Origin of the sequence: Hydrogenovibrio sp. JE_KL2, from assembly GCF_009296185.1 — a bacterium.
In the GTDB taxonomy this organism is placed as follows: Bacteria; Pseudomonadota; Gammaproteobacteria; order Thiomicrospirales; family Thiomicrospiraceae; genus Hydrogenovibrio.
Genome location: NZ_WBJR01000001.1, coordinates 357,788 through 381,285, shown reverse-complemented (window position 1 = coordinate 381,285; position 23,498 = coordinate 357,788). Strand labels below are relative to the sequence as shown.

The window sequence follows — 23,498 nt, the reverse complement described above, 5'->3', positions numbered from 1 at the left end:
ACACGCCTTCAAGTGAATCATAGACTTATTGAGCTTGCGTCCAAGTATCGCGCAAACCAACCGTTTTATTGAAGACCAACCCTTCAGACTTGTTGTCACGGCAGAAGTAGCCTTCGCGTTCAAACTGGTAAGCGACTTCCGGTACAGAATCTGCCAGGTTGGGTTCAACAAACCCTTGCATGATTTTCAAAGAGTTCGGGTTCAGTACCGACTCAAAGTCTTCTGCTTTGCCTGGGTTTTCAACGGTAAATAAACGATCATACAGACGGAACTCTGCCGCAACCGCTTTAGTCGCTTCCACAAAGTGAATAACCCCTTTCACCTTACGTCCATCTGCCGGATTCTTACCTAGGGTTTCCGGGTCATAAGAACAATAAATTGTCGTAAAGTTACCGTCGGCATCTGTCTCAAATCTTTCGGCTTTAACGATATAAGCGTTACGCAGACGTACTTCTTTGTCTATCGCCAAACGTTGCCATTTCTTATTCGGCGCTTCTTCAATGAAATCCGCTCTGTCGATGTAAAGCTCACGGCTAAAGAAAATCTCACGTTTGCCCATCTCTTCATTCTGCGGATGAACTGGCGCTTGAATCGACTCAACCTGACCTTCAGGATAGTTTTCGATAATCACTTTGATTGGGTCGATTACCCCCATTGTTCTTGGTGCGACCACGTTCAAATCATCACGAATAGACGCTTCAAGAATGCTCATCTCAGTCATGCTGTCGACTTTTGAAATACCGATACGCTCTGCAAAGTCACGCAAAGCCGCCGGCGTATAACCACGACGACGCATACCTGAAATAGTCGGCATGCGAGGGTCATCCCAACCGGAAACCAACTTGTCTTCCACCAACTGATGCAGCTTACGCTTAGACATCACGGTATAAGCCAAGTTCAGTCTTGAGAACTCATATTGGTGCGGACGATCCGGTTTGTTGAAGTCATCCAAATTCTCCTGAACCCAATCATACAAACGACGGTTGTCTTGGAACTCCAAAGTACAAAGCGAGTGAGTAATGCCTTCAATCGCATCCGAAACCGAATGCGCAAAGTCATACATAGGGTAAATACACCATTCATCGCCTGTTTGGTGGTGCGTTGCAAAACGGATACGATAAAGTGTCGGATCACGCATACACATAAAGCTGGAAGCCATATCGATTTTGGCACGCAACACACACTCGCCTTCTTTGAACTCACCTTGGCGCATCTTCGCGAACAACGCTAGGTTCTCGTCCACAGAGGTATCACGATAAGGGCTGTTCTTACCTGGCTCTTTCAAAGTACCACGCGCTTCACGCATCTCTTCCGGAGAAGAGAAGTCGACATACGCCAACCCTTTTTTAATCAACTCGACGGCATAATCATGGAACTGCTGAAAATAATTCGAGGAATAGCGAGGTTTTCCTTCCCACTTGAATCCTAGCCAAGCGACATCATGCATGATGGACTCGACATATTCGATATCTTCTTTTGCAGGGTTGGTGTCATCAAAGCGCAAGTTACAAGCGCCGTTATAGTCTTCCGCCAAGCCGAAGTTCAAACAAATCGACTTTGCGTGGCCGATGTGTAAGTAACCGTTCGGTTCAGGGGGAAAGCGCGTATGAATGTGATCGTGCTTGTGTGAGGCTAAGTCTTCGTCAATGATATGACGGATGAAATTGGTCGGTTTATCGATTGCTTCGTTTTGACTCATTATGCAAAAACCCTTTACTCCAATCCTTTTGAATGTCGATGCAGAGAGCTTTGCATGAGTGGGGCTCGAGAGAAAAATGCAGAAAAATTTTTCAGATTAAGACGGAAAACGTAGCCAATAACGAGTTATTGGCAAGTTGTTCAACGAAAATATGGAAAATTTTAATCATTTTTATCCGTGCAGCCACCTCATGCAAAACACTCACCTTAATTAATAATCGAAAAATTATAGCATTATCAGCCGCGGCAAAGCGGGTAATTCATGTTAGAATCACACCAATTTTATGCCTCGACGGCAGAGCGAAGTCTTCCAGAAAACTTCCATAAGACTTCTCAACTCGTCGATTCTCGCATGACAATTTTCTCAACGAATTTCGGCACTCAAACCGAATGCGACCGCTACGAGGAACGCTTATGACACAACCAGTGAAACAACACTCTTTGCTAAACAGACGCGTACTGTTTACCGGACTCTTCTCGACATTCTTTGCTTTAGCAACACTTGGCTTGATGTTCTCGCCCTTTTCAAAGGCCAATGCCGATGGTAGCGCTTACGACAACGTCAAAACCAATCCTCGTGTGCTGATTCAAACCAATATGGGTGACATCACCGTTGAGCTGTTTCCAAAAAAAGCACCTAAAACGGTCGCCAACTTCCTGCGTTACGTGAACGAACATTTTTATGATGGCACCATTTTTCACCGTGTCATTCCCAATTTCATGATTCAAGGTGGCGGGTTTACAACTGACCTACAGAAAAAACCAACCCATGAACCGATTCCAAACGAAGCGGACAATGGCTTGCGCAACCGTATCGGCACCCTTGCCATGGCAAGAACCAATGACCCTAACTCGGCAACAGCACAGTTCTTCATCAATGTGGCACAAAACACCTTTTTGGATTTCCGTGAAAAAACTGACCGCGCTTGGGGCTATGCCGTGTTTGGTCGCGTGATCAAAGGCATGAAAGTCGTCAACCATATTCGCATGGTCAAAACCGGCTTCAAAAACGGTATGGGGGATGTACCGAATAACCCAGTGGTTATTATCAAAGCAACACAAATTCAATAATAGCTGACACCCCCAACCTGGCAGATTTTATTGAAAAATGAAAATCTGCCACTACTAACTATTCGACAACTTTAAAAAGACAACTTAGAAAAAAAGAAAGGAAACAGAATGACTCAAGTCACCTTCAAAACCAATATGGGCGACATCACTATCGAAGTGGATCACGAAAATGCACCCGTCGGTGCAGAAAACTTTGTTCACTATGCAATGGAAGGATTCTATAACGGCACCATTTTCCACCGAATCATTCCTAACTTCATGGTGCAAGGTGGCGGCATGCTTCCTGGCATGGAAGAAAAGTCTTCTGGTGACCCTATTGAAAACGAAGCAGACAATGGTTTGAAAAACGTACGCGGCTCTGTCTCTTATGCACGTACCATGGAACCTCATTCAGCAACCACGCAGTTCTTCATGAACTTGGTTGATAACGCTTTCCTAGACCACACATCAAAAGATGTTCATGGTTGGGGTTATGCCGTATTCGGTAAAATCGTTGAAGGGATGGATGTGCTAGATGCAATGGCAAAAGTTGAAACAACTAACCGCCGTGGTCATCAGGACGTGCCTGTAGAAGATATTATTGTGGAAAAAACCATCGTTAAAGAAGACGATTGATCTATTAACGACTCGCTTTACAGGTCAAAAGACGAAATCATCTTTCGCCTTTCTACTTTAATTAGCGTCCGACGGACTAGGCTTTCGCGCAGCGCGCTTAGGCCATTATTTTTTATAAGGAAACACATTGGCGCAACCTAAAAAAGTACCTAGTTATATTGCTATCAATAAAGTATTTGATGAAAGCGATGCAAGAATTCAAAAATATTATTCAGACCTACCCGACCTTTTAAATGACAACTATTCATATCAAATATGTATTGCGTATTGCTTTTAAAAAGTTGAGCAAGCAATGAATAGAATTTTATATGGAGGCGTAGTTAAAATTCATAGGGGCAGCAGGGAAATCGCACAAAGAATAGTTAATAAACATCATGTAACTAGAGATGGTTTTTTAATTCTATATAAAAATATCTTTGGCAAACCCCTAGACACCGAAATTCTAGAGCGGATTAAGACCGCTGAAAAAATTAGAGATAAAGTGATTCATGGTAAAAATGTATCCGATTCAGAAATTCGCGAAGCTATCGTTGATGTGCTGGAATATTCTCAATTATTGAATAATGGAGTAAAAAGTGATGCCGGCTTTTATCCCTTTGGAGATATGCGGGGGTTTAAAGGACGCTCTAGTCCACTTGATCGCCGAACGACCAAATGGGTCATGAAAGGATTGGGGTTCGGAGTTAAATAATAACAAACTATTCAAGCAGGCGTACCACACTAAATTGCGGTACGCTTATCTTGGTCGTTAGACATACATAACCACCACTCTTAAGTAGATGCGCTTAAATTAGCCTTTAAACTAGTAACTGAAAGCTTACATCATTGTTGACAGAGTTAGTTTTAAGCTGATCGTTAATCAAGGCTCGTGATTGCTTTGCTGTAATAGTCACTTTTGTTTTTGAATCTTTGTAGAGACGTGAATAGGCTTCAACATCATTCCTTGTGTATTTTTGAGAATTGGGACTATTTTTTGTCATTTGAAGTGCTATAACGTCTAAATCAACATCTTCCTCAACCATTCTTCCAACACGTTCAACAACTGACCCTGATCTTGAAGCCGGGCTTGAAACTTTTTCAATCAAGTCACTCAAACTATCAGCAATCCCGTGAGCAATACTATCTTTTGCTTTTGACATATTAAGAATATCCTTTTTTTAATTAAAATTAATGAGAACTTTTTTGCAGAACTCCATTTAAAATATAAAGATTAGTACAAGAATTTCAACTCTGGTAAAAAAATTCTTAGTCACTTATCAGATAAATATGGTTTTGTGTTCATCTTCAACTTACTGAATAGGCAATTGTGCTATACTAAAAAATCATACAGCCTACACTTTATTCCTTAACTTTTCACGCTTCTCGGCTAGAATGCTTAGAATTCCAGCTAAAGACAATTTCACTCCATGCCCTTTTCTCTAATTACCGCCGATATTCATTTACAACCGGATGAAACCCACCCGATTAACAAGACGTTTTATCGTTTTTTGCAAGAAGATGCGCCGCAAGCGGAAGCCTTGTATCTGATTGGTGATATTTTTGAAATGTGGGTGGGTGACGATGTTGGCTTGGAAACCTTTCCCAAAGCGATTCAACAGCTTTCTGACTTGGTGAAAAAAGGTACTCGGGTTTATTTGATATTCGGCAACCGGGATTTTTTGATGAAATCCGCCTTCTGGAAAGCCACTGGCATTCAATCGCTCAGCGACCCCAACCTGGTAGATTTTTATGGTGAAAAAATCCTGCTGAGCCATGGCGATAGCTTGTGCATTGATGATAAGGAATATCAAAAGATGCGCCGCTGGTTCCGTAACCCGATCATTCAATGGTTGTTTTTGCGATTGCCGAAAGCCAAGCGTTTGGCAATCGGCGAAAATATGCGCAAGAAATCTCAGCAGTACAATCAGAATAAAGCGGAAAACATTATGGATGTGAATCAGGGCGCGGTAGAAAGCCTCATGGCTCGCTACCCGGAATGTAATCATTTGATTCACGGTCACACGCACCGCCCTGGCGAACAAACTTTTATGGTTGAAGGTGCAGAAAAACACCGATGGACACTGGGAGACTGGCGCCCGGAAACCCAGTTGCTTAAGATCACGGAACGCCCGGGACAGTCGCCAGATATCGAGTGGCTATTTCTAAACGGAAATTAAGCTAAAGCTCCAGCTTCAAAAACTTGAACGTCAAAGCCCCATCAGGCTCTAGTGAAAAACGTACTTTTTCTTTCACCCGCCCTTCTTCCTGCGTGCCGGAGCACGTCCAGCCGATTTGCCAGTCGTAGGAATAGTCACAACGAAAAAGATTGTCTTTCACATAAACCACGTCATCTACTGTCAGATTGCCGGCATAGACCGCTGCTTGGCTAATATGTGACATATCCTGAACCATTTCTGCTTCGAGTTTGCTTTGCTCCATATCCGCTAATTGTTTGGCAATACACACCTTCAACCTTGCGACTAATGACGCAATGTACTCGGCTTGTTCATATGAAGTCGACAAGACATCCGTCTCACTGACCAATTGCATGCAATGAAGTTTCATAGAAATGCACTCACTAATAATACTGAGTGCATGATACTGAAAATAACGCCTAATTACAGGAAAAGCTTATTGAAAAGCAATGCTTGGAAATGCCTGTGGTTAAACCGCAACGCTCTCTTTATCGTCCGCTTTGGTGTTTACACCTTCTTGAGACTCGCTTGTCGGCTCGTTTGAAAACGCCGCCTTGGTATTGTGGTCGATATCCACCCAGCGCAGCAGTTTCATCTTGCCTTCGGTGGTTTCGACAATCGCCGTGCAGCTTTCCACCCAATCACCACAGTTGTAGTAATCAATACCCTCGATATCACGAATCTCGGGATGGTGGATATGACCACAAACCACCCCTTGGTAGCCGTGCAACTGACAATCTTTCACGACAGCTTCTTCATAAGCGGTGATGAACGCTACTGCAGATTTTACCTTTTGCTTCACATAAGAAGACAAAGACCAATAGCGCATACCGAACAACTGACGAATCTTGTTAAAGTGGGTATTGAAGCGCACCAAGGTTTCATAGCCCCAATCCCCCAGCGCCGCCAACCATTTACGGGTTTGCACCACACTGTCGTATTTATCGCCGTGCACCACCAGCAGACGATCACCGTTCACACAACGGTGTTCTGCCTGATCGGTCAGTAGAATATTTCCGAAGTCGATTCCGGAATAACGGCGCAAAAACTCATCATGGTTTCCTGTGACGAAAATCACTTTTGTGCCACGCTTGGCTTTCGTCAATATACGTCGGATTACGTTGGTGTGTTCTTGAGGCCAGAAGATGCGTTTTTTCAAACGCCAACCGTCGATGATGTCACCAACAAGGTAGAGTGTCTCGCAATGGTTATACTTGAGGAAATCGGCCAAAAACTCGGCTTTCGCCCCTTTGGAACCCAGATGGACATCCGAAATAAATATGGTTTTATAATGCTGATGATGATGCGTGTTTTCCGCAACAATCAAATCATCTTTAGCAATGGAAGCCATCCAGTCTGGCATATTATCGAGTTTTTGTCGGTCTTGCATTATCCACACTTCCTCAATTATTTGCGTCAGTCTAACCATCAAAAGTTGCATTTTCATCACAGTTAAATGTCGGTTAGATGACAACAACAACTTTGGCTAAATCGGTTTCATAAATCTTTCATTTCTTGGCACATTTTTTCGATTACCTTACCCACCTAACGCGAACTCGAGAAAAGAATAATAAGATGCATGTTGAATCCCCTATTCGTAAATTTGCTTTAATCACTGATGCCTGGACACCGCAAGTAAACGGCGTTGTGACCACCCTGACTCAGATGGTCAGAGAACTGGAGCAAAAGGACATTACCGTCGAGGTGTTTCAACCCAACGATTACAAATTCTTCCCCATGCCGACCTACCCTGAAATCCCAGTCGTCTGGTCAGCAGAGAACCTTGAAAGACGCCTATTGGATTTTCTTCCTGATGCCATTCATATCGCTACTGAAGGTGGTTTGGGATGGCGTGCTCGCAACATTTGCTTGAAACACAAACTGCCGTTCACCACGGGTTACCACACCAAATATCCTGAGTACATTCATCAGCGTTTTCCCGTGCCTGCGAGTTGGATTTACTCCTTATTAAGACGCTTCCACAACAAAGGGCAGATGACTTATGTGCCTTCGGAGTCGACGCTTAAAGAGCTGAAAGAACATGGCTTCAAGTCTTTGACGGTTGTCACCCGTGGCGTCGATACCGACACCTTTAACCCAAACCGCCGTATTGAAATGGACTTTCCGAAACCCATCTATCTATCGGTTGGACGCGTTGCACCGGAAAAAAATCTGGAAACCTTTTTAGACTTAGACTTACCCGGCACCAAGGTGGTTGTTGGTCGTGGACCACTACTGGAAGAACTGCAAGAACGCTATCCTGATGCGGTTTTTGTCGGCGCTAAATTCGGAGAAGAATTGGCGACCTACTACGCCAGTGCAGATGTCTTTGTCTTCCCTTCCCTAACCGACACTTATGGGGTGGTAAACATTGAAGCCATTGCCTGTGGTTTACCGGTTGCCGCCTTCCCTGTGACTGGCCCAAAAGACATCATCACCCAAGGACTGAACGGCTGGATGGACGACGACCTCAAAGTCGCCGTTGAGCAATGTTTAACGTTGGATCGTAGCCTGGTTGCGGACTCTATCGGTGGTTTAACTTGGGATGAAGCGGCAGACCAGTTCCTCGGTAACCTGAGCTATATTGATTGGAACGAAGACTGAGTTTTTATTAGTGCAAGCCGAAGATGTTTCTTCGGTTTTACTGTCATAATCCCATCACAAATTCGTCACATAACTTCTTTGTTTTGGTCATGGTTTCTTCATATTTGACGGTTAAGTTATTGTCTAATGCAATTTAGATGAAAGTGAGAACCATGAGCTTATCCAGCCCAACCGTTGAAACCGGCTTAGAAACCAACCCTGAAAATGAACAACCAACCAAAGCGACCAAAGAATTACTCAAGTCCGCTGTCAACAACACCTCCATTTTCAGCCGCAAAGGCTTGTTGGACAGACTGTTTACCAAATGGTTCGATCGTTTGGTTTACCCTCAAATCTGGGAAGACCCTGAAGTCGATATTCAAGCACTCGGGCTAGACGAACACTCTCACGTTTTCACCATTTCTTCCGGTGGTTGTAATGCATTGAACTACCTGACGGTAAAACCAGAATCCATTACAGTGGTTGACCTGAACGAAGCACATATCGCGTTAATCAAACTAAAGCTGGCTGCAATCCAACATTTGGAACAGGAAGCATTTTTTGACTTCTTCGGTAAAGCCGACCTTACCAAAAACCTAGATACCTACTACGGCAAACTTTCCCAACATTTGGATGAAAAGACTCGCCAATATTGGGAAACCAAGGAAAACTTCTGGTCAAAACCGCGCATTCACTATTTTACTGACGGCTTTTACCGCCACGGCTTGTTGGGGCGTTTTATCGGTTTGATTCACTGGGTGTGCAAACTCTATGGTTATGACATCAGCAAAGTGATGCTGGCACACACTGCTGAAGAACAGCAAGCGCTATTCAACGAACACGTCGCACCAGTATTTGAAACACGTCTATTGAAATTCCTGTGTAGCCGTTCGATTGTCATGTACAGCTTGGGGATTCCGCCCGCTCAATTTGATGAGATGGACAAGGAATCCAAGCAAATGAAACTGGGGATGCATGAGTTGATGAAAGAGCGGGCTCGCCGTCTAGCATGTGACTTTCCTCTAGAAACCAACTATTTCGCATGGCAGGCTTTCAATAGAAGCTATGACGTAAAACGTCGCCTTGCAGTTCCAAGATATTTAATGGCAGAACACTTTGGGACGCTAAAACAGAATCAAGACCATGTTGAAGTCTTTCATCAGTCGATGACAGACAGGCTCAAAGCCATGCCAGATAACAGCCTGAACGCTTACTTGTTCTTGGACGCGCAAGACTGGATGGACGAAAACCAATTGACCGAACTTTGGCAAGAAGTAAATCGTACTGCCAAGCCAGGTGCACGTGTGGTCTTTAGAACTGCGGGCGAAGTCTCTCCATTAGAAGATAAACTCCCAGAGCACATTCTTGCGCCATGGCAAACTGACATTGAACAAAACCGTGCTTGGACATTAAAAGATCGTTCAGCAATCTACGGTGGTGTCCATGTCTATTATCACCAGTAAGCACCCTCTTCTGAACGACAAACATGATGCCGCGCTGACTTCTCACCAAGGCAGCGCAGATCATAAACCTGAGTTAAATACCTCAGCCCTTGAGTTCCTATCGAGCGTTCAGGCTGAAAGGTATGTCGACCTCTTTCGCCAAGCACCAATAGACAATATTCAAACCAACTATAAACTGGTGACGGTGGGCAATACCATCTTGCCAATGAGCATCAATGACACCGAGTATGAAAACAGCTATGTCTGCTCGCCTTACACCGCTTATATCAGCTATGCGAAAGACGAGCTGGGACTTCTCAATAACCGCGTATTGCAAAGCCTAATTGGCGCAGGCATGACTATAGCCGGCAGTTTTCTGAAACTCGCAAAGCTCAACCGCACCCTGTCACTGAATAATTGGCTGGTATCGACCAACCTATTACCCAAACTCAACCCTTATGAGTTGAACAAAACCACGCAACGTCTCGTTAAAGATTTCCCTACCCATTCGCTGAGTATCCGTTCCTTGAACGCCACTCATAACACAGAGCTGATGCAAACATTGTCCGACCAAGGTTGGCTGTTGATTCCCGCTCGTCAGGTCTATTTGTTTGAAACGCATCAAACTTGGTGGAAACGTAATCACACCAAGAAAGATCAATCCTTACTGCGCAAAGTTGAAGCGGGCAAAACGTCTTTAAGCTGGCTAAAGCCAGAGCGTTTGAAACCGCAACACTTTGCAGAAATCTCACAGTGTTTTCATCAACTGTTTATCGAAAAACACTCGCGCTATAACCCGCAGTTTAGCGCGGATTTCTTAAAAGCCTTGCACGACAATGAAATGGTTGAATTCCACAGCTTTACCGATGAAACCGGACGCATTGTTGCTTCCATCGGATTGTTTACTCAACAGAACATCATCACCACACCGATTGTTGGCTACGACACGGATTTACCGCAGGAGTTAGGACTTTACAGATTGCTGATAGCGGTTTTATTGCGCTTAACGCATGAGCGCAAGCAACCGATGAATTTGAGTTCTGGCGCGGGTGGCTTCAAAAGAGCACGAGGCGGTGAACCAACACTGGAATACACCGCTTTTTATTGCCGCCACTTGCCTTGGCATCGTAAAGCCATTCATGCAAGCTTTTCTTGGCTGGTAAACCGTTACGCGCCGAAAATGTTCGAGCAGCACCAGATTTAAAACAGATTATTTAACTGAGTTTTGCTGAGTGGAATTGGGCGCTTGCGCCGCATCAGCATCAGCGTCAACTTCATCCACAACCGCTTCTTTCTTGGCTTGTTTGCCCGTCCAGACATAGCGTGCTAACCAGGCCAAAACTGCCAAAATCGCAATGCCGCCCAACAGCCACATTTCGTACTTCTTGATTTCGCCCATCACACTTTCAACGACCTGACCGAACAAGTAGCCCAAAGTACCAACGGTAATCGCCCAAATCAAAGCACCGATGGCATTCAAAATCAAAAAACGTACTGGCGAGATGCCGCTGGCACCTATCGCAAAAGGCGTCACACTTCTCAACCCATACAAAAAACGGAAGCCTAAAATCAATGGCACCTGATGACGGTGTAATAAATCAAAGACCTTTTGAGTTGGTTTGTGCCAGCGTGGGCGTTTCTCGATAAAATCCATGCCCTTTGCCCGGCCGATATAAAAGTAAAGCTGGTCACCACTCAAAGAGCCGACAAATGCCACCGCGATGACGGTTGTCAGATCCAGATAACCACTATGGGCAGCCAAACCACCTAATACAAGAATGGTTTCACCTTCCAGAAAAGTACCCACGAGAATGGCCCAATAGCCATATTCCGAAATAAGAGACGTTAAAGACATAGTTATGAATGAAATTCTTTATATGAAGGTTAAATGTAGGTTGAGCAAGCACTACGGCGTTGTAGCATTTGGCACAGTCTACCGCAAAATTACGACAAGATGATGACCAGAAATTGAATTTACCCGATTTAAACGCCTTTTAGTAAGGAGTCTTATCGGATTTTTGCTTCCACTCTTCAAAAGGCTTGATGGCCTCATCCGCCAACAGTCTTAATGTTGGAATGGCTCTTTCTTCAACCGGTTTGGTAATCTCTCGGTAAAGCATTTCATCGTCAAAGCCGATATCCGCAGCATCCTCACGGGAATTGGCGTAGTAAATCTTATCCAACCTCGCCCAGTAAATCGCACTCAAGCACATCGGGCAAGGTTCACAACTGGTGTAGATTTCACAACCGGACAAATCGAATGTTTCCAGTTTCTGGCAAGCCTTGCGAATGGCATCCACCTCGGCGTGCGCCGTCGGGTCATTGCTTGACGTCACTTGGTTAAAGCCTTCTGCAATGACTTCACCATCTTTTACCACAACCGCACCAAAAGGTCCGCCAAACCCTGCTTCCATCTTTTCTGCGGATAGCTGAATCGCCTTTCGCATCAATGACTGTTCGGAGGCACTAAACTCATGCTCACATTTACACATATATTCTCTTTCCCAATTCCTTTATGACTAATTCTGACGACCTTTCATCCAAGAGACTATTTTCCCGAAAAAGACGCGAGAAAACCACAACCCTAAAAGCGAATAAAGCCCAGACAAAATCATTAAAAACATTTTCGCAAATTGTTTGACGGAAAACTTGGTTACTCTCAACGCTTTTTTACCCAATACCTTCAATATCACCATCGAACGTGTGCCATAAATAGCTGAAAACTTCTCTAGGTTCTGTAAATCTTTTTCCGACTTTACATGTCCCAGTAAATCCAATGTACCTTTGGTTCCGCCTGTTGCCGTACGAATATTTGAAACCGACAGACTCAGCTTTTCTATTTCATCCAAATGCACATTGTCTTTAGCGACTTTCTCCAGCTCTTTTAAGCCTTGTAGGCTCCACTTGTCTGCTGTCCTCAAGTCAGAAACTTTTTTATAGATGGGATCAAGCGAAACAGATTTCGACAAGGTTTTAGATAAATAAGCTCTGAACTGTTTAGTCAAACGGGATGTCTTGGCAGCATACTTAACAATAGACACAGAAAACTTAGCGGGTAAGGTCACCATAGAAGCCGTCCCCCATGAGATAACCGTTCCTGCCGACAATGCCAGCCCAACAGCGGACAACCCTGCCACCAACTCATCTACAGGCTCGTCGGTGGCGTAATGCTTTGCCTCAATGCTTAAATCTCTAATATCACCGATCACCGTAAAATCCGCAAAGACACTCCCCGCCAATGATGAAGTCGAATCGCCATCTCCGGTAAAAGCACCCGTCAGAAAGTCCGCTGTAGTGCGGTAGCCAGTTGCCAAAAGCGTATCTTGCTCTTCAACTTGTTGTATTAGGTTTGGAGAGACGGATAGGTTCATTGATTCCGCTAGAGACAAATAGGATTTTGCGGAGTCCAAGTCATCGGTTTTCAAGGCATTTTGAACCTGTTCTTCAATGTAATCGGCGGAGACGGTTTGCTTTAATAACCCGTCAATATGCGCTTGCTCTACCTTATCTGCAGTGACACGGTTATCAAAGAAAAAGGCAGCAATCAGACTGACAAGAAAAGCGAATACTAAGAGCTTAGTTTTGGACATAAACCTGCTATTTCCGTTTTGATAGCGAGCACTCAACAATGTGCGCCAAAAACTCAATTGACCTTTAAACATTACTGAACAAAAAATCATATAACATTAAACTTACAATCAAAAATAAAGCTTTTCAAAAAATAACCTATAAGGCACTATAACTGATAAAATTTTTAATATTTTTTTAATGAGTTAAGGAAATGTCTACAGCAAATATCAATCCTGAAATTCTGATTTGGGCGCGTGAGCGCTTAGGTTTTTCTGTATCTGAATTTGCTAGGACGCTGCAAAAACCTGAAGATCGCCTAACACAGTGGGAAACAGGTCAACGGGCTTTAACATTTAAACAAGCTATTACTTTTGCTCATAGAGCACACATCCCTTTCGGATATCTTTTCTTAGAAGCTCCTCCTATGGAAGAGCTTCCTATTCCTGATCTCAGAACACTCGATGGGCAAGGAGTAAGTCGTCCAAGCGCAGAGCTTTTTGATTTAATCAAGCTAATGTTGCAACGACAAGATTGGTATAAAGATTATTTAAAGCAGCAATTTGCCGAACCTAATCAAATTGTTAATAGCTTTTCTAATCGACATGATGTTTCAGAAATTGTTTCTGATATGCGAGAAAAACTACAAGTCGCTATCCACCCTGTTCGAGGTGATTGGGAAAATTATTATCGAGAACTAGTAGCTAAAATTGAATCCATTGGCATATTGGTTATGCGGCAAGCGGACTTAGGACATTTTACCCGCCCTCTACAAGTTAGCGAGTTCAGAGGGTTTGCCATTGCTGATGAATACGCACCTATGATTTTTATTAACCATGCTGATGCTCCAGGGGCTCGCTTATTTACCCTGATCCACGAACTTTGCCATATTTGGATCGGCCAATCAGGCATATCTAATGGTGACCCACAAACACACAGAAATGAAGAGATTTTATGCAATGCCGTCGCAGCTGAGTTTTTAGTTCCCGAAGCTGAATTTATTCAACTCTGGCAAGCAGACTTGGATAATTGGCGTGAAAACTTGCCCGTTTTAGAATCCCATTTCCATGTAAGCAAATGGGCTTTAGCTAGACGCGCACTAACGTGTCATTTTATTTCTCATCAAGACTATGTCTCTTATATTAATGATGAAAAAGAAGCATATAAAAACCGAGAACGTTCTGGAAACGGAGGCCCAAATTATTACAGAACGAAAAAAGCACAAATCAGCCAAAACTTTTCTAGAGCTGTTGTTAGCCAAGCATTAAATGGCCAAGTTCTTTTGCGAGAAGCGGGTCAGTTATTAGGGATGAAACCTAGCAACATCTCCAAATTTGCTAAGGAGTTGCAAATTTGAAGTATTTACTAGACTCCAACACATATATACAAGCAAAAAACCAATATTACGGAATGGATATATGTCCAGCTTATTGGGAATGGCTGGATCAGCAATTTGCATACGGAGAGCTTGGCAGCATTAATATGATCGGAGAAGAACTAAAAGCGGGAGATGATGAATTAGCAGAATGGGCAAAAGACCGTCCAGATCATTTCATAACAAACGATGATAACCCCACACAACAAATTTTTACTCAAATTGCTGCTTTTGTTATGGCTGGAAACTATAACAGTGGTAATAGAGACCATTTTCTTGCAAAAGCTGACCCTTGGATCATTGCTAAAGCAAAATCAATCGGTGCGACTGTAGTCAGTCACGAATCCCGTTTAGAACCTAACACCAAAAAGGTTAAAGTTCCAAATATATGCCAAGAATTTGCTGTACCTTGTATTAGTACACATGAATTACTAAGAGCGCTCAATGCTAAATTCGTACTTGGCTCTTAATACAAAGCACTAAATTTATACTCCACCCAACAACACTATCACAAGCTAATAGTAGTTTATAAGCACCATATTTAACTGCTAAATCTATTCACTGCCCCCCACTATACTTAGATCACAAAAGGTAGTGTTAAGAAATAAATTAAGCATATGATTTTAAATATATTTTTTTATAAAACGACCAATGTTACTTTCTAAAGTAGAAATAGATTTAAAACTTAGATATAAAAAAGAAAGTAAAATCAATAAGTTAAAAATTAAAATACCTAGTAAACTTGTGTAGATAAAGCATTCTTTGACACCTATATGACACCTCGCAAAATGCAAGGAAAAATAAGCATAAGAAAAATGCTATAAAGCATTGATTTTAAAGGGTAAATTGGTACGACCGAGTGGACTCGAACCACCGACCCCCACCATGTCAAGGTGGTGCTCTAACCAACTGAGCTACGGTCGTATAGAGGGAAAAATAAATGGTACCAGTGGGCGGACTCGAACCGCCACGGTGTCACCACCAACGGATTTTGAATCCGTCATGTCTACCAATTTCATCACACTGGCATGTAAAGAATGGAGCGAATTATAGAGAGTCTAAGACATGAAGTCAAACGATTATTCGCACTCTCCTCGCCATTTTCGGGAATTTATTTGACTCTTGAACTTAAGTCTTTGATTTTGCGAATCCATGGCGAAATACTAAATTTCGATTTATAGGTACTCGCGGCATTTTCTGCTTGCTGACGCGTGGCATAGCTGCCACTCACCAAGACATAGTTTTGCTCACCATTTCGTTCCTGAGGAATGATTTTGGTGCCCTGCAACCCTTTGTTCTCAACAACCTTTTGAATCGAAGCACGATCCCCCATACTGGCTAACTGAAGGGTAAAGTTAAATGCAGGTTGTGACATCAACCATTTGACGTCTTGCGTGTAGTTTTTCAGTGGGGCTGCGGCGGCTTTTGGCTTCTCAGGTGCTGATGGCTGTTTTGGCTCAGGTGCTTTTTGCACTAAGCGAACCACTGGTTGATCCATTGGTTTGACGCTTGGCGCTTTAGGTTCAGCAACCTGTTCATCCGCTTCTTCTTTACTAACAGTGACTTTTGACTGGGTTTCCGCATCTTTGGCTTTCGCAGGTGTTGCATCATCGTTCATTGTCAGGTTCAGGTGCTTGAGGATTTTCTCCAGTTTGGCATCAATACCTTTGGTGTACTCTTTCAGCTTGGCATCGAGCACATCAGTGGTGACGACATTGTTCGGCAACTGAGCCGTGCCGACCAGCGCAACGCTTTGCTTTGACATCTTCTCTTGAAGGGACTTAAGCTCTTTTTCCAATAGTGCTACACGTTTCTGCAAGTCTTCAAACATTTGACCTTTGCCGCTTGCGGCTACGTCTGTCTGTAGTTTCTCAACAGAAGTCTTGAGTTCTTTGATCTCTTTCACCGCATCGACTTTATTTGCCATAACGGTTTTTAGCTCGTTATGGATGCTGGTGTAGGCGATATATAGCACGCCGAGAATCGTCAATAACAACGCCAACATGATAATCACGCCGAAAAACGATGCGCGATTGTTTTTGGTTTGGTTGGCTTTATTGTCTTTTCCTGAAGCCGGAGCAGATTGCTGGGATTGTGAGGTACGGGTTCTTGGATTATTCGGCATAACTTCCTCTGCGGCGTTTAGCCAATCTTGTAATGTATGTTCTGGGGAGTCTTCACCGCCACCACGTGTTGATGACATGGTCTGCGCTTGGGTTTCGATTGCTTTGAGCAATTCGGCTCGTTCTTTTTCGAGCTCAGAGATGGTTTGGGCCATTGATGTTCAAAACTTCTATATTGAATTAACTGCAACTATTGTAGAATGTACCAAAGATTTTAATCAATGGAAATAGAAGAAAAACTTTCTTTACGATTTCTTCGTATTTCAAGCCATTAAAAGATTTCGGCAGAAACCTTCGCGCCGTTTAGTCATAAGAATAGAGGTGTTTTTGTGCACAGTATAGGAATGGAAGAAGTCACTTCCGCATTGGGCATTATGTTTGGCCTATTGATCGCATCAATTATTATTGTTGGCGGGTCAGTTTGGTGGCTATACCGCGTCTTTAAGAACAAAGACGACATCGAAGAAGAGATGGCCGATAAGACTAAAGAAGATTAAGACTAAAGCGGTCTTTGATCGCTTTAACCCCATCACCCTTTCACTGCACCATCCAGATACACCCAGTGATGCGCATCATCACGCACAAAGTCACTCACTTCTTCCATCACACCCGACTCCAACACCTTTCCAGAGTGATCTTTCACTTGATAATGTGCTTTGAAATGTACCTTTCCAGTGGCATCAAATGGCATGCCCTGTTGTGTCGCGACGATTTCAAGTCCTGTCCAAACGAGATTTGACTCTAAATCCAGTGACCCCAACCTGGTAGATTTTGCCCAAGTGTTTTGCAGATAGTCCGTCAGTCCTAAGGCATAAGCAACGTAACGGGAACGCATCAACTGCTCTGCGGTTGCCGGCCAGCTTTGAGATAAATGATAAGGCTGACAGCAGTTTTCATAAAGTTGCCCGGAACCACAAAGGCATGCCTTGCCGATTAAATCATCCAACTTGCTCATACCAGCTCTCCTTTTCTATTCAGGTGACGAATCAAGTGCGCCATTTTGATTTGCAAGGCAACGGCCGAGAAGACGAACCCGAGCAAAATGCCTATCCAGAACCCAGCAACGCCCATCGGTGGGTTATAGGGAGAACCAAACGTTAACAGATAACCACCACCAAGCCCAACAACCCAGTAGCCAAACAAGGTCACCCACATGGTGGTATGCGTTGAGTGCAGCCCTCTCAGCGCGCCGGCAGTGGTCACCTGAATGGCATCAAACACTTGATACAAAGCAGCAATGACCAACAAACTCATGGCTAACTGGAGTACCTGAGTATTTTCTGTGTAGAGTTCAACAATGGGTTGCCTTAAGAAGTAAGTGAATAGGGCTGTCGCAATCGCAACGAGTATGGCGAAAATCACCGCAGAATAGACTCTAGTCTCCACTTCCAGCCGACTGCCTTTGCCATATGCCTGTCCACTTCTAATCGTCGCGGCCAATGAGATACTGATGGGCAACATAAACGCCAAAGAGGAATAACTCAGGGCGACTTGGTGTGCGGCAATCGCCAAGGTGCCGAGTTTGACTATCAAAATGGCGATTAAGCTGAACAAACTGGCTTCAAACAATAGCGCTAAAGAGTTTGGTATCCCCATCGCCAGCATGGGCTGAATACGGGCTTGCCACTTGGGCGGGTGAAATTTACTTAAATCCATCTCCTGTCGTTCTGGACTGCGCGCCAAACGTCGGTAAACAAACCATAACGCTGCGAGCAACATACTCCACATGACGATTGAAGAGGCAATACCGCACCCTGCCGCACCGTAAGCTTTTATCGGCCCCCAGCCATAGATGAAAATGGCGTTCAGCGGAATGTTCAACACCAATGCGCCCAGACTAATCACCATTGTCGGCACAGTTAGGCTGAGCCCTTCCCAAAAGAAACGATAGGCAAAATAAAAGCCTAATCCCGGAAGCCCCCATGCAATGTAATCGAGATAATCATCGGTTAGGTGAAACACAGGTTGTGATAACGGCAGAAACTTTAAGAACAGGTCTGCATAGGTCAGCACGCCCCACATCAGCAGCCCTATAGGGATTGCCAACCAGATGCCTTGCGAAAGGTACTCTCCCAGAGATTGAAAATCGCCTTGGGCTTCCTGCTTGGCAACCAAAGAAGTCAACGACATCAAGGTGCCGATGGCAATCATCATCACCGGGAATAAGACACTACTACCCAACCCTATTGCGGCAAGGTCGTTGGTACCAACACGCCCGGACATAATGGTATCGACAACGCCCAACCCCGTCACAGCGAGTTGCGCAATCAGGATAGGAACGAAAATCGTGATGAGTTTTCGGGTTTCCTTCAAAAAGGCATCAAAGGAAAAAGGCAGTATCCCTTTCATGTAAACCTCAAGAAGGATTAAGAATGTGGTTTGTCAGAGTCGTGCTTGCGAGAATCGTGCTTATCGGAATGAGGCTCTTCGTCATGCGCTTCCATCCAGTAATTTTCACCTAGACTAGGATCCGGCATTTGATCTTCTTCTGAAGTATTGTCGAGCTTTTCAATCATTTGCGGCCAGAACATAATCACAATGAACTTAAGCAACCAATAAATCATGGCGTAAATGACAATGCCGAATATCAAGACAATCGGCAACCCCAACAACAAGTCAATAAACAACGATTGACCGCTTAAGAAGTTTTGCAGGAAGGATTTTTCAACGAATGCGAAATAGAGCCAATAAACAACCGGTGCCATACTTGCCAGCCATACCCAAAGGTTCAGAGGGTAGAGGATTTTGGAGTTACGAAATAAACAAAACATGGCTTCTTTACCAATCGCTAAAAATCAAAATAAGGGATTCAGTTTCTGAAAAAACAACCATTGCAGGGCAATAATGGTACTGGCAACATTGAACTCGGCTTTCTTGAGTTTTTGCTTCGCTTCTTCAAAAGAATACTGGACGATGCGGATATCTTCACCTTCGTGTTCCAAACCGGCGTACTCTGGCAATTTGGTTGAATCAATGTCGGCGGCATAAAGGTGCAGAATCTCATCACTGCCACCCGGACTTGGATAAAAACGGCAAACAAACTCGAACTCTGCCGACTCAACCCCCGCTTCTTCTTGCGCTTCGCGTTGGCAGGCATCCAAAGCCTTTTCGCCTTCGTCAATCATGCCCGCAACCGGTTCAATCAACCAGGCTGTATGGGATTTCTCGGCCTCGCGTCCTAGCCCGGCTCTCCCCAACGCACCGGCTCGGCATTGCTCAATCAACACGACCTTTTCCGCTTTGGAATCATAAAGCAGCACAATGACCGCTTCGCCACGACCAAACAACTCTCTTTTCAACACAGGTGACCAACCACCACGGTAAAGCGTGTGGCGAAAAGTGATTTCATCTATTTTGAAAAAGCCATCGAAATGACGACTTTCGGAAATCAACTCAAGCTGTTTTGTCATGCTGTGCTCTTTTATTATTTTTTAAACTTCAATTTTTTTAAGCTTCAATTTCTATGCGCGGTACACGAGGCGTTACCTGACATAACAACTCATAACCGATGGTGCCGCATTTTTCAGCCACTTCATCAACGGTGACGCCCTCACCCCAAAGAATGGCTTCATCCCCCATGCGAATCTGGTCGGCAATCTCGGTGACATCAACGGTAATCATATCCATCGACACCCTACCGGCTAACGGAACTTTGCGGCCGCAAATCCACACTGGTGTTCCGGCCGGCGCATGTCTTGGATAACCGTCGCCATAGCCAACGGCGACCACCGCCAAAAGTGTTTTTTGTTCTGCCTGCCAGGTATTGCCGTAACCGACGGTTTCTCCAGCATCCACCCACTTCAGGTTCATTACTTTTGATTTAAGTACCATCGCCGGTTTCAAATTTACCGTTTCATCTGAACCTTCAAGACCCGCGCTGCCGCCATACAGCATAATGCCCGGGCGAACCCAGTCCATGTGCGTTTGAGGAAAGCGTTGTATGCCGGCAGAGTTGGCAATGCTTTTGGGCGCTTGAAAACGCTTATCAATTTCTAACAGGCGATTAAACTGCTTCAAGGTAAAAGCTTCGTCTGTGTCCGCACTTGAGAAATGCGACATCAAGTGGATTTGCTTTGAACACTTCAACTGAGATAAACGCTCGGCAATCGCATCACTGTCTTCGGGATAAAATCCAAGGCGATGCATGCCGGTATCAAACTTCAACCAAATGGAAATGTGTTGCGATGCATCCAACGTTTTCAACCAGTCCAACTGATGAAATGCGTGTACCGCAATGTCCAGTCGGTGGTTAATGGCTTGCACGACTTCCGCTTCGGAAAATAGCCCTTCCAGTAACACAATGCGATGCAAGAAACCGGCTTGACGCAACGTAATCGCTTCATCAATAGAGGCGACCCCATAGGCATCACAGGCAGAAAGTGCATTTGCCGCACGTTGGATACCATGACCGTAACCATTGGCTTTGATGACTGCCATTACCTTGGAGCTAGGCGCCAGCTTTCTCACCTGCTGCAAATTATGTTTCAAGGCGGCTAAATTGATGATGGCTTGCGCAGGACGATAAAGCGTCATATCACTATCCAAGTTTTTGAAGCGTTTGACTTAAGAATCGCTAACTTAATGAGAGCTTTGCACGAGTGGGGCGCGAAAGAAAAATGAGGAAAAATTTGCCTGGTTGAGACGCAAAACGCAGCTGATAGCTGGCTATTAGCAAGTTTTGCAACAAAAACTAGGTGAATTTTAACCATTTTTATTTGTGAACCCATCTCGTGCAAAGCTCTCTTAGTAAGGGTCATCATCCAAATCCATATGCGCGAAATTCTCGAACTTGGTGTACTTACCAAGGAATGCCAAGCGCACGTTTGCCAAAGCACCATTACGGTGTTTGCCCAGGATAATTTCTGCGGTACCTTTGTCTTGGGTATCAGGATTATAGACTTCATCACGGTAGATGAAGATGATCAAATCCGCATCCTGCTCGATGGCTCCCGACTCCCTCAAATCCGCCATTTTTGGACGTTTGTCCGGGCGGTTCTCCAAGTTACGACTCAACTGGGACAAGGCAATCACAGGGACATTCAGCTCTTTGGCAATGGCTTTTAAACCACGCGAAATTTCGGAAATCTCATTGACTCGGTTGTCGGTATTGGTTGAACCTCTCATCAGCTGCAAGTAATCGATCACCACCAAACCCAGCCCAGTGACATGACTCTCCGGGTTCTCTTTGCCTTCGGCTACTGCCTGTTTGTACTGTTCGTCACGAATATCTTTATCAATGCGACGGGCACGCGCTCTTAGGTCGGTAATCATCAGTGCAGGGGTATCATCAATGTACATTTTGGCTTGCGACAATACCGTCACCGCGCGGTTCAGGCTGGTGAAATCTTCCGGCTCAAAATTCCCTTTACGAATTCTTTCCGCATCGATATGCCCGATGGAGCTGATCATACGCAGCACCAACTGTTCAGCGGGCATCTCCATACTGAACACCGCTACTGGCGCGCCACTTTTTACCGCCGCATTTTCAGCGAGGTTCATGGAAAACGTGGTTTTACCCATCGAAGGACGTCCGGCAACGATAATCAAATCACCATTTTGCAAACCGGACGTCACACCGTCAAACTCAGCCAAATGGGTTTCTAAACCGGTAATCGAACCATCGGAATTGAAACGCTGGTCAATGGTATTGACCGCTGAACTCAATAAGGAAGGAAGGGTTTGGTATTCTCTTTGTTCACCAGCACCATGCTCGGCAATGCCCATGATTTTGCGTTCGGACAAATCCAATATCTCGCGAACATCACGACCTTGTGGAAAATAGCTGGCTTCGGAAATTTCATTGGAGGCGTGAATCAATGAACGGAGAATGGCTTTCTCACGCACAATATCCGCATAGAAATGAATATTAACGGCACCTGGCGTATTCGTCACCAAGTCCATCAAATACTGCTTATCACCCGCATCCTGTAACTTGCCAGTGGAGTGCAGTTTTTCCAGAACCGTTACCAAATCAAATGGCTTACCGGCTTGATGTAGCTGGGTAATCGCCGCATAGATAATTTGGTGTTGCTGAGTGTAGAAATCCTGCTCATGCAACTGGACGGCAACATCCTCATACTTCTCATTATCAAGCATCAAGCCGCCGATAACGGACTGCTCTGACTCTATGGAATGAGGTGGGGTTTTAAATAAGGATTCTTCTGCCATCGATTCTGAAAATTACTATAGGTTTATATATCCCATTTCGAGGATAAAAAAGAAAATCTATTATAACCGCGGTAACAAAAAATTTGAGACTCTTGTTACCGAATTTTGCACTGCATCATGACAGCCCCCCAACCTGGCAGATTTTTGCAATGATCTCTGGATTTCAGACATAAAAAAAGCGAGGACATGCCTCGCTTCTTTATCACCAACTGATTAAAGATTAAGCTTCAGAAGCTTTAACTTCAACAGTGATAGATGCAACTACATCAGAGTGCAGCTCAACATCGATTTCGAAAGTACCAACGTGACGTAGTGAACCCTCAGGCATACGTACCGCTTTACGCTCAACTTCGAAACCAGCTGCTTTCAATGCATCAGCAATGTCAGCCGTACCAACAGAACCGAATAGTTTCCCTTCGTCACCTGCAACAGATTCGATAGAAACAACTGTTCCGTTCATTTTTTCGAAAATTGCTTGTGCAGCAGCTAGTGCTTCTGCAGCTTGTTTTTCAAGCTCAGCACGAATTGCTTCAAACTCAGCAATGTTTTCTTTAGTTGCTGGCTTCGCTTTTCCTTGTGGAATTAGGAAGTTACGCGCGTAACCAGATTTAACAGTCACTTGGTCACCCAAGCCACCTAGTTTTTGTACTTTTTCAAGCAGAATAACGTTCATCGCTCAAAC

General features: G+C 44.3%; 25 protein-coding genes and 2 tRNA genes. 10 read left to right on the top strand and 17 right to left on the bottom strand.

Translation table 11 applies throughout. The features are described 5' to 3' along the window. Window positions 1–25 precede the first annotated feature (25 nt). A complete protein-coding gene (locus F8R13_RS01820; RefSeq protein WP_152831624.1) occupies window positions 26–1,699 on the bottom strand; it encodes a glutamine--tRNA ligase/YqeY domain fusion protein in 1,674 nt (557 codons plus the stop codon). 413 nt (window positions 1,700–2,112) lie between these two features. Here F8R13_RS01820 and F8R13_RS01815 point away from each other — a divergent pair, with 413 nt between their 5' ends. The 3 genes from F8R13_RS01815 to F8R13_RS01805 all read left to right on the top strand — a co-directional run bounded on the left by F8R13_RS01815 (window position 2,113) and on the right by F8R13_RS01805 (window position 4,075). Then, a complete protein-coding gene (locus F8R13_RS01815; protein WP_371414874.1) occupies window positions 2,113–2,769 on the top strand; it encodes a peptidylprolyl isomerase in 657 nt (218 codons plus the stop codon). A 108-nt stretch (window positions 2,770–2,877) separates the two neighbouring features. Continuing rightward, window positions 2,878–3,384, top strand: coding sequence for a peptidylprolyl isomerase (locus F8R13_RS01810; RefSeq protein ID WP_152831623.1), 507 nt, complete (start codon window positions 2,878–2,880; stop codon window positions 3,382–3,384). A 292-nt stretch (window positions 3,385–3,676) separates the two neighbouring features. Beyond that, window positions 3,677–4,075, top strand: a complete 399-nt coding sequence (locus F8R13_RS01805) for a hypothetical protein (RefSeq protein ID WP_152831622.1) — start codon at window positions 3,677–3,679, stop codon at window positions 4,073–4,075. A gap of 106 nt (window positions 4,076–4,181) precedes the next feature. Here the strand turns inward: F8R13_RS01805 and F8R13_RS01800 are convergent, their stop codons facing one another. Beyond that, window positions 4,182–4,523 carry a hypothetical protein gene (locus tag F8R13_RS01800; RefSeq protein ID WP_152831621.1) on the bottom strand — a complete coding sequence of 114 codons (342 nt, stop codon included), beginning with the start codon at window positions 4,521–4,523 and terminating at the stop codon, window positions 4,182–4,184. A 267-nt stretch (window positions 4,524–4,790) separates the two neighbouring features. Here F8R13_RS01800 and F8R13_RS01795 point away from each other — a divergent pair, with 267 nt between their 5' ends. After that, a complete protein-coding gene (locus F8R13_RS01795) occupies window positions 4,791–5,540 on the top strand; it encodes a UDP-2,3-diacylglucosamine diphosphatase (protein ID WP_152831620.1) in 750 nt (249 codons plus the stop codon). 1 nt (window position 5,541) lies between these two features. Here the strand turns inward: F8R13_RS01795 and F8R13_RS01790 are convergent, their stop codons facing one another. Beyond that, window positions 5,542–5,928 carry a hypothetical protein gene (locus tag F8R13_RS01790; RefSeq protein ID WP_152831619.1) on the bottom strand — a complete coding sequence of 129 codons (387 nt, stop codon included), beginning with the start codon at window positions 5,926–5,928 and terminating at the stop codon, window positions 5,542–5,544. Window positions 5,929–6,027: 99 nt separating this feature from the next. Continuing rightward, window positions 6,028–6,948 carry a UDP-2,3-diacylglucosamine diphosphatase gene (locus F8R13_RS01785; RefSeq protein ID WP_152831618.1) on the bottom strand — a complete coding sequence of 307 codons (921 nt, stop codon included), beginning with the start codon at window positions 6,946–6,948 and terminating at the stop codon, window positions 6,028–6,030. Between the two features lie 185 nt (window positions 6,949–7,133). Between F8R13_RS01785 and F8R13_RS01780 the strand changes: the two genes are divergently transcribed. The 3 genes from F8R13_RS01780 to F8R13_RS01770 all read left to right on the top strand — a co-directional run bounded on the left by F8R13_RS01780 (window position 7,134) and on the right by F8R13_RS01770 (window position 10,787). After that, window positions 7,134–8,162: a glycosyltransferase family 1 protein gene (locus F8R13_RS01780; protein ID WP_152831617.1), complete on the top strand. Its 1,029-nt coding sequence runs from the start codon at window positions 7,134–7,136 to the stop codon at window positions 8,160–8,162. A gap of 152 nt (window positions 8,163–8,314) precedes the next feature. After that, entirely contained in the window at window positions 8,315–9,604 is a 1,290-nt protein-coding gene (locus F8R13_RS01775) for a DUF3419 family protein (RefSeq protein WP_253806293.1), read from the top strand. After that, the gene (locus tag F8R13_RS01770; RefSeq protein ID WP_152831615.1) at window positions 9,585–10,787 is read left to right on the top strand and encodes a GNAT family N-acetyltransferase; all 1,203 of its coding nucleotides are present in this window, start codon (window positions 9,585–9,587) and stop codon (window positions 10,785–10,787) included. Before F8R13_RS01775 ends, F8R13_RS01770 begins: the two co-directional genes overlap by 20 nt. A gap of 6 nt (window positions 10,788–10,793) precedes the next feature. Here F8R13_RS01770 and F8R13_RS01765 read toward each other — a convergent pair whose 3' ends face one another. The 3 genes from F8R13_RS01765 to F8R13_RS01755 all read right to left on the bottom strand — a co-directional run bounded on the left by F8R13_RS01765 (window position 10,794) and on the right by F8R13_RS01755 (window position 13,173). Further along, the gene (locus F8R13_RS01765; protein WP_152831614.1) at window positions 10,794–11,438 is read right to left on the bottom strand and encodes a DedA family protein; all 645 of its coding nucleotides are present in this window, start codon (window positions 11,436–11,438) and stop codon (window positions 10,794–10,796) included. Between the two features lie 139 nt (window positions 11,439–11,577). Beyond that, window positions 11,578–12,075: a nucleoside deaminase gene (locus tag F8R13_RS01760; RefSeq protein ID WP_216642576.1), complete on the bottom strand. Its 498-nt coding sequence runs from the start codon at window positions 12,073–12,075 to the stop codon at window positions 11,578–11,580. Between the two features lie 27 nt (window positions 12,076–12,102). Then, window positions 12,103–13,173, bottom strand: coding sequence for a hypothetical protein (locus F8R13_RS01755; RefSeq protein WP_152831613.1), 1,071 nt, complete (start codon window positions 13,171–13,173; stop codon window positions 12,103–12,105). 191 nt (window positions 13,174–13,364) lie between these two features. Here F8R13_RS01755 and F8R13_RS01750 point away from each other — a divergent pair, with 191 nt between their 5' ends. Next, window positions 13,365–14,507, top strand: coding sequence for an XRE family transcriptional regulator (locus F8R13_RS01750; protein WP_152831612.1), 1,143 nt, complete (start codon window positions 13,365–13,367; stop codon window positions 14,505–14,507). Continuing rightward, window positions 14,504–14,995 (top strand): DUF4411 family protein, encoded by a 492-nt coding sequence (locus F8R13_RS01745; protein WP_152831611.1) that lies wholly within the window; start codon window positions 14,504–14,506, stop codon window positions 14,993–14,995. Before F8R13_RS01750 ends, F8R13_RS01745 begins: the two co-directional genes overlap by 4 nt. A gap of 377 nt (window positions 14,996–15,372) precedes the next feature. Here the strand turns inward: F8R13_RS01745 and F8R13_RS01740 are convergent. The 3 genes from F8R13_RS01740 to F8R13_RS01730 form a co-directional block, all read right to left on the bottom strand. Next, window positions 15,373–15,449: transfer RNA gene (locus F8R13_RS01740), tRNA-Val, on the bottom strand. Between the two features lie 17 nt (window positions 15,450–15,466). Next, window positions 15,467–15,553: transfer RNA gene (locus F8R13_RS01735), tRNA-Leu, on the bottom strand. 83 nt (window positions 15,554–15,636) lie between these two features. Continuing rightward, the gene (locus F8R13_RS01730; protein ID WP_152831610.1) at window positions 15,637–16,803 is read right to left on the bottom strand and encodes an SPOR domain-containing protein; all 1,167 of its coding nucleotides are present in this window, start codon (window positions 16,801–16,803) and stop codon (window positions 15,637–15,639) included. A 174-nt stretch (window positions 16,804–16,977) separates the two neighbouring features. Between F8R13_RS01730 and F8R13_RS11430 the strand changes: the two genes are divergently transcribed. After that, entirely contained in the window at window positions 16,978–17,145 is a 168-nt protein-coding gene (locus tag F8R13_RS11430) for a hypothetical protein (protein WP_172967652.1), read from the top strand. Between the two features lie 32 nt (window positions 17,146–17,177). Here the strand turns inward: F8R13_RS11430 and F8R13_RS01725 are convergent, their stop codons facing one another. From F8R13_RS01725 to rplI, 7 genes are all read right to left on the bottom strand, one after another. Continuing rightward, window positions 17,178–17,603, bottom strand: coding sequence for a YchJ family protein (locus F8R13_RS01725; protein ID WP_152831609.1), 426 nt, complete (start codon window positions 17,601–17,603; stop codon window positions 17,178–17,180). Then, window positions 17,600–18,997, bottom strand: coding sequence for an MATE family efflux transporter (locus tag F8R13_RS01720; protein WP_152831608.1), 1,398 nt, complete (start codon window positions 18,995–18,997; stop codon window positions 17,600–17,602). The genes F8R13_RS01725 and F8R13_RS01720 overlap by 4 nt, the downstream gene beginning before the upstream one ends. A gap of 17 nt (window positions 18,998–19,014) precedes the next feature. Beyond that, a complete protein-coding gene (locus F8R13_RS01715; protein ID WP_152831607.1) occupies window positions 19,015–19,419 on the bottom strand; it encodes a hypothetical protein in 405 nt (134 codons plus the stop codon). Between the two features lie 24 nt (window positions 19,420–19,443). Then, window positions 19,444–20,058, bottom strand: a complete 615-nt coding sequence (locus F8R13_RS01710) for an NUDIX domain-containing protein (protein ID WP_152831606.1) — start codon at window positions 20,056–20,058, stop codon at window positions 19,444–19,446. 37 nt (window positions 20,059–20,095) lie between these two features. Beyond that, the gene (gene alr, locus F8R13_RS01705; RefSeq protein WP_152831605.1) at window positions 20,096–21,181 is read right to left on the bottom strand and encodes an alanine racemase; all 1,086 of its coding nucleotides are present in this window, start codon (window positions 21,179–21,181) and stop codon (window positions 20,096–20,098) included. 210 nt (window positions 21,182–21,391) lie between these two features. After that, window positions 21,392–22,816 carry a replicative DNA helicase gene (gene dnaB, locus F8R13_RS01700; protein WP_152831604.1) on the bottom strand — a complete coding sequence of 475 codons (1,425 nt, stop codon included), beginning with the start codon at window positions 22,814–22,816 and terminating at the stop codon, window positions 21,392–21,394. 220 nt (window positions 22,817–23,036) lie between these two features. Further along, window positions 23,037–23,489 carry a 50S ribosomal protein L9 gene (gene rplI / locus F8R13_RS01695; protein ID WP_152831603.1) on the bottom strand — a complete coding sequence of 151 codons (453 nt, stop codon included), beginning with the start codon at window positions 23,487–23,489 and terminating at the stop codon, window positions 23,037–23,039. Between the last annotated feature and the right edge of the window lie 9 nt (window positions 23,490–23,498).